5 protein-coding genes are annotated in these 6079 nt (G+C 65.8%); 3 read left to right on the forward strand and 2 right to left on the reverse strand.

The window, feature by feature from the left end; genetic code table 11:
* Window positions 1–141 precede the first annotated feature (141 nt).
* From ACXRVZ_RS14040 to ACXRVZ_RS14050, 3 genes are all read left to right on the forward strand, one after another.
* Entirely contained in the window at window positions 142–1749 is a 1608-nt protein-coding gene (locus ACXRVZ_RS14040; protein WP_458232492.1) for a glycoside hydrolase family 43 protein, read from the forward strand.
* Between the two features lie 58 nt (window positions 1750–1807).
* Complete coding sequence (locus ACXRVZ_RS14045; protein ID WP_457426518.1) at window positions 1808–3343, forward strand: alpha-N-arabinofuranosidase; 1536 nt, start codon at window positions 1808–1810, stop codon at window positions 3341–3343.
* Between the two features lie 93 nt (window positions 3344–3436).
* On the forward strand, window positions 3437–3946 hold the full coding sequence (locus tag ACXRVZ_RS14050; RefSeq protein ID WP_457426520.1) for a hypothetical protein: 510 nt from the start codon (window positions 3437–3439) through the stop codon (window positions 3944–3946).
* 18 nt (window positions 3947–3964) lie between these two features.
* Here ACXRVZ_RS14050 and ACXRVZ_RS14055 read toward each other — a convergent pair whose 3' ends face one another.
* Together ACXRVZ_RS14055 and ACXRVZ_RS14060 are read right to left on the reverse strand one after the other, a co-directional pair.
* Entirely contained in the window at window positions 3965–5305 is a 1341-nt protein-coding gene (locus ACXRVZ_RS14055) for a hypothetical protein (RefSeq protein WP_457426522.1), read from the reverse strand.
* Window positions 5302–6079, reverse strand: a 778-nt coding sequence (locus tag ACXRVZ_RS14060) for a TIM-barrel domain-containing protein (RefSeq protein WP_458232493.1), incomplete at its 5' end; no start/stop codon positions are given. The genes ACXRVZ_RS14060 and ACXRVZ_RS14055, both read right to left, overlap by 4 nt.

The raw sequence follows: 6079 nt of genomic DNA on the forward strand, positions 1-6079 counted from the left end.
GGACGGCCGCAGACCGCCTGTGCGTGGCGGCCGCCGCCCTGACTCGCAATAACTATTCCGGAGACAAACATGAACCAACACTCTCACGGCCTGAGCCGCCCTCGCGCCCGCCTGACGACCCGCCCGAGCTTGTCCCTCCTAATGGCCCTCGTCCTCTCCGTCGCGTCTCAGGCCGTTCCCGCGGCAGAGGCAGCGCAGACAGCACCAGCGGCAAAGACGGCACAGGCGGCTCCTGCCCGCAATCCGCTCATCTGGGCCGACGTCCCGGACATCGCCGTTATCCGGGTAGGCAAGACCTACTACATGAGCAGCACGACGATGCACATGAGCCCGGGCCTGCCAATCATGAAGTCGACGGACCTGGTCAACTGGAGCATGGCGTCGTACGCCTATGAAACCCTTGCCGACAACGACGCCATGCGCCTCGAAAACGGCAAGAACGCCTACGGTGCAGGCTCCTGGGCCAGCAGCCTGCGGCACCACAACGGCGTGTTCTACGCCTCGACCTTTGCCTACACCAGCGGACGCACCCACATCTACACCACGCGCGATCCGGAGCGCGGCYCGTGGAAGGAGACGAGCTTCGAGCCCGCGCTGCATGACCACAGCCTGTTCTTCGACGACGACGGTCGTGTCTACATGATCCACGGGGGTGGTCGCATMACGCTCATCGAGCTGAAACCGGACCTCTCCGGCATCAAGCCCGGCGGCGTGAACAAGGTTCTCATTGAGAACGTCAACACCGTCTTCGGCACCGACCTGGGCGGGCTCAATGGCGAGGGCTCTCAGCTTCTCAAGGTCGATGGCCGCTACTACCTCTTCAACATCGCCTCGCCTGGCAGCCGCTGGGCGCGCACCGTCATCGTCAGCCGCGCCGACAGCATCGATGGCCCCTACGAGAGTCGCATCGTGCTCGACGACCGCGGCATCGCCCAGGGTGGCCTCATCGACACGCCGCAAGGCAAGTGGTACGCCTATCTCTTCAAGGACAACGGCGCCGTCGGTCGCATCCCCTACCTCGTGCCCGTGACCTGGAAGGACGGCTGGCCCGTGCTTGGCCAAGACGGCAAGGTGGCCATGACGCTGGACATCCCTGCCGGCGCGCAGGGCGTTTCCGGCGTCTCCGGCGTCGTCGCCTCGGACGAATTCGACCGCCGCCCCGGCGACGCCGCACTGCCCCTCGCCTGGCAATGGAATCACAACCCCAAGCCTCATGACTGGTCGCTCACCAAGCGCCCGGGTTACCTGAGCCTCGTCACCAGCCGGGTCGTTTCCACCTTGCCGGAGGCCACGAACACCCTCACCCAGCGCACCTTTGGCCCCAGCAGTTTCGCCACCACGAGCATCGACGTGAGCGGCATGAAGGACGGCGACTGGGCTGGCCTGAGCGCTTTCCAGAAGAACTATGGTTTTGTCGGGGTCAAGATGACCAATGGCGCCAAGTCTCTCGTCATGGTGAGCGCCGACGCCGACAAGCCCGAAGAGATCGCCTCCATTCCGCTCACTGGCAAGACCGTTCACCTCAGGGTCGACTGCGAATTTCAGCCCGCGCCCGAGGTCGCCCGCTTCTCCTACAGCCTCGACGGCAAATCCTGGACTCCCATCGGTCGTGACTCGCGCCTTGCCTACACCGCGCCGCACTTCATGGGTTATCGCTTTGGCCTCTTCTTCTATTCGACGAAGACCGTCGGCGGCCGCGTGGATTTTGATTTCTACCGGATCGGGCACGGGACGAAAGATGGGGGCTGACACGGCCCGACCGCATTCCCCATCCCTCCAGTTCCGCCCCACCCGAAAAACAACCCCTGTGAACGCCATCAAACACGGCCTCGCCGTTCTCGGCCTGATCGCGGCCCCGGCCTTTGCCGCCAACGAGGTCAGCATCAACATCGACGCCGGCAAGCCCGGCCCGGTCATCAGCAAGTACGTGTACGGCCAGTTCGCCGAACACCTCGGCACCGGCGTCTACGAAGGCATGTGGGTCGGCACGAAGTCGAACATCCCGAACACCCGGGGCTGGCGCAATGACGTCGTCGGCGCGCTCAAGGAGCTGCATGTGCCGCTGGTGCGTTGGCCGGGCGGCTGCTTCGCCGACACCTACCACTGGCGCGACGGCATTGGCCCGCAGGACAAGCGCCCGAGCAACGTCTACGGCAGCCACATCGAAGAGATCAACGCCGTCGGTACGCACGAGTTCTTCGACCTGATCGAGATGATGGGCGCCGACGCCTACGTAAATGGCAACGTCGGTACCGGCAGCGTGCAGGAAATGGCCGACTGGATCCAATACATGACTGCGGAAGGCGGCTCGCCGCTGGCCAGGCTGCGAGCCCTGAACGGGCGCGAAAAGCCGTTCAAGGTCGCCTTCTTCGGTATCGGCAATGAGTTGTGGGGTTGCGGCGGCAACATGAAGCCCGACCACTACGCGAGCCTGTACAGCAATTACGAGCATTTCCTGTGGGCACCCGAGAAGTCGCGGCCGAAGATGATCGCCAGTGGCGGCAGCGGCTTCGACACCGCGTGGACCCAGGTCCTGAGCAAGGAACTGAAGGGCCGCACGATCGGCATCACCGTCCACCAGTACACCGTGCCGACGGGCAACTGGGAGGTCAAGGGCAAGGACCTCGGCTTCAAGGAAGGTGAGTGGATCTCGACCCTGGCCAATACCTTGAAGATGGACCAGCTCGTCAAGGATCACGTGGCCGTGCTGGACAAGAACGACCCCGAGAAGAAGATCGGACTGATGGTCGACGAGTGGGGCACCTGGTATGACGAAGTGAACGCCAGAGGCGGGCTGTTCCAGCAGAACTCCCTGCGCGACGCGCTCGTGGCAGCGCTCAACTTCCACATCTTCCATGAGCATGCGGAGCGGGTCACCCTGACCACCATCGCCCAGATGGTCAACGTGCTGCAGGCGATGATCCTGACGGACAAGGAGAAGATGGTCCTGACCCCGACCTACTACGCGTTCCAGATGTATGCGCCTTTCCAGGATGCCAAGTCGCTGCAGCTGGCCATCAAGGACAACACCAGCTACACCTTGGGCGCGACGACCATTCCGGGCGTGAGCGCTTCGGCGGCACGTGCCAAGGACGGCAAGGTGTACCTGTCGCTGGTCAACACCGATCCGTCCAAGGCGGTCGATGTCGCCGTCAACGTCACAGGCACGAAGGTCAACGGTGCGGCCGGCAAGGTGCTGACCTCGGCCGCGATGGACGCGCACAACACCTTCCAGGATCCGCAGGTCATCAAGCCGGCTGCGTTCAGCGCGCGCGCTATGGGCGGCAAGCTTTCGATCAAGGTGCCTGCCAAGGCTGTGATGGTGGTCGCGTTGGAGGAGTAACGCCTGGCGAGCTGCCCGCCGCCTCGGCTCAAGAAGCCATCTTGTCTAGAAAGACTGAGGAAAAAGATGCGAGGTTCAATCGCTACAGGTCTGATGGTCGTCGCGCTTATGGCTCAGCCCGATACTTCCTCCGCGTGCAGATGCATATGGCGCGAGCCCTCGCCGGAACGCGAGCGGGACGCAGCGGCTGCGGTGTTTACGGGGCTGGTCACCGCCGTCACACTCGAAACGAAGTGGATTGACTCATCGGCCGATCGACCAAGCGATTGCCGGACCCTGATTTCCGGCGACGAGGCCCGAGTCGCTCTTTGCGAGCAAGCGGAGGTCGCGGTCCGCTTCCGGGTGTTCAAGTCATGGAAGGGGGCCGCCGCGAACGAATTGATCGTCCGAACTGATTCTCAGGTCACTGCGTGTGGTGTGGACTTCAGTGTCGGTCGAATCTACCTGGTGTATGCAATCGGCGAGGTCGGCGGGGCGTTAAGGACGAGTCGTTGCCTGCAAACACGTGCGATCGGCGAGGCTAAAGGTGATATTGACGTGCTGGGTCACCCGGAACGCGACGTGTTCCAACAAGGGCTCCAAAAAGAACCCCCCACGCCCTGATGGCGTAGGTTAAAGACGTTAGGGCAACACCCACTCGATGCCGACGCGGCGCGTGGCCGTTCCGTCGCGCATTTGCGCCGGCTCCGGAGCGGCGGTGGGGGTGGCAGCGGCGCGTGCCAGGCTCACTGCGTCGAGCTCGTGCTCCAGGGCCAGGGCCGGCACACCGCGCACGCCGGCCGCCGTGATCTCGCGGCGCTGCACGAAGCTGCGCACGATCTTGCCGGCGGCATCGAGGTCTTGTTCCACGACGACCGTGCCGGCAAGCTCGGCGCGGCGCGCGAACAGCGGAAAGCCGTTCGCGTCGGTCGCGCTCGGCCCGCTGCGCGGCACATCGGGCAGCAGGTAGGCCTGCGAACGCACGGCCAGCGCGCTGCGCCAGGCTTGCAGCGCGCGCGGCGCCGTCATCCTTCGGCTGCGCACCTGCTCCTGGCTCCACCAGCGCAGCAGCTCGCAGCGCGATGCCGGTGATTGGCCGGCATAGGTCCAGCCCGCCGCCTGAAGCGCGGTTCGCACCTCGGGGGCAAGGCTGGAGGTGTCGCCCGGCGGCTTGGGCAAGGTGGCGACCAACTCGTCCTCGAGCGCGCGGTCCGGCGAGGGCGGCACCTGCCGCGGCACCTGCCCCCATCGAGCCAGGCGCTCCGCCTCGCCCTGCCAGGCGGTGTTGCGCTGCGCAGCCGGCAGCGCCTCGATCAATTGCGCCATCTGCGCCGCAGGCCGTGACTGATCCAGCCGCTGGCAAATGGCAGGGGTCTTGAGCGCTTCGATCCAGATCGTGTCGCTGGGCTGCGGTGTCGCATCGGCCTGCCAGAGCGCCACTTCGTTGAGCACGCGATTGCTCAAGCGCTGTGCCGCCACTTCGGCGCGCAGCTCGCCCTTGCCCTGAGTGGTTTCCTCGGCCAGCCATGCCGCCCAGCCGGCCTGGGCGCGCTCACGTTGTTGACGCAGCACGCCCTCGGCCACGCTGCGGTGCTCGGGAGAAAGCTTCAGGTCGGCAGGCAGCTGGAACATGCCCGCCAGCAATTCCACCGGCTGGCGCAGCAGCCCCGCATCGCGCTCCAGGCGCGCACGCAGCTGTGCCCGCTGTTCGACCATCTGGATGCGCGCAGCTTCGTCACGCTGCTGGTCGATCAGCTCCTGCGCCATCTGCTTGTTCTTGGCCTCCGCAGCCGCCTTGTCTGGGAACTGGCCCTCGGCCGCCACGCCGCCAACGCGACCGGGCGCCATGCCGGGAAAGGTGCCCTGAGCCAGCACCGCCGCCGGCGCATGCAGGAGCGCCGCCAGCGCAACCAGCCGCAGAGAAAACCGCCGCCCAGAACCCAGCGCGACGTCACCGCAACGCCCAACGTGTGATGCTTTCATGAACGCTCCCAGTTCAAGGTTTTGCCTTCGGCCAGCACGGGGCTGCGTTGGCCGTCCACGTCCAGGCCCCAGTCGCGCAGCGCGCCTTCGGTCACCTTGGCCGCGTACTGCCCGCCGCTGCGGCTGACCGTGCCGCGTGCCGCGACGTTGCCGTCCAGGCCCACGACCGTGAAGGCCGCACTGGCGCCGTCGGCCAACTCGAACACGCGCAGCACGGTGCCGCTGGCGTAGTCGTAGTCCGGCTTCTCGGTCTCTGCGCCCCAGGCGATGACGCTGCCCGGTGCCGCGTACAGCGGCATGCTGAGGAAGCCATGCGTCTCGCGGTGCCAGCGGCCGCCCTGCTTCTTCTCGCCGCTGAGCAGGTGGGTCCACGTCCCTTCGGGGAGGTAGAAGTCCACCTCGCCGCTCTCCGTGAAGACGGGCGCGACGAGCAGGCTCTCGCCCAACTGGTACTGCCGGTCCAGCGGCGCGCAGGCCGGGTCCTGCGGATGCTCCAGCAGCATCGCGCGCATCAGCGGCACGCCCGTCTCGGTCGCCTCGTGAGCCTTGGCGTAGAGATAGGGCATGAGCCTAGCTTTAAGCCGCGTGAAGGCGCGCAGCACGTCGCAGCTCTCTTCGTCGATGAGCCATGGCACCCGGTACGAGCTGCTGCCGTGCAGGCGGCTGTGCGAGGACATCAGGCCGAACTGGATCCAGCGCTTGTAGACGGCCGGCGGCGGGTTGCCCTCGAAGCCACCGATGTCGTGGCTCCAGAAGGCGAAGCCGCAGGAGGTG

It is taken from the genome of Roseateles sp. P5_E8 (assembly GCF_054177665.1).

What these genes read in the sequence shown, in the direction of transcription:
- ACXRVZ_RS14055 (WP_457426522.1), bottom strand. Translation starts at nt 5,305, where the DNA reads ATGAAAGCATCACACGTTGGGCGTTGCGGTGACGTCGCGCTGGGTTCT.
- ACXRVZ_RS14050 (WP_457426520.1), top strand. Translation starts at nt 3,437, where the DNA reads ATGGTCGTCGCGCTTATGGCTCAGCCCGATACTTCCTCCGCGTGCAGA.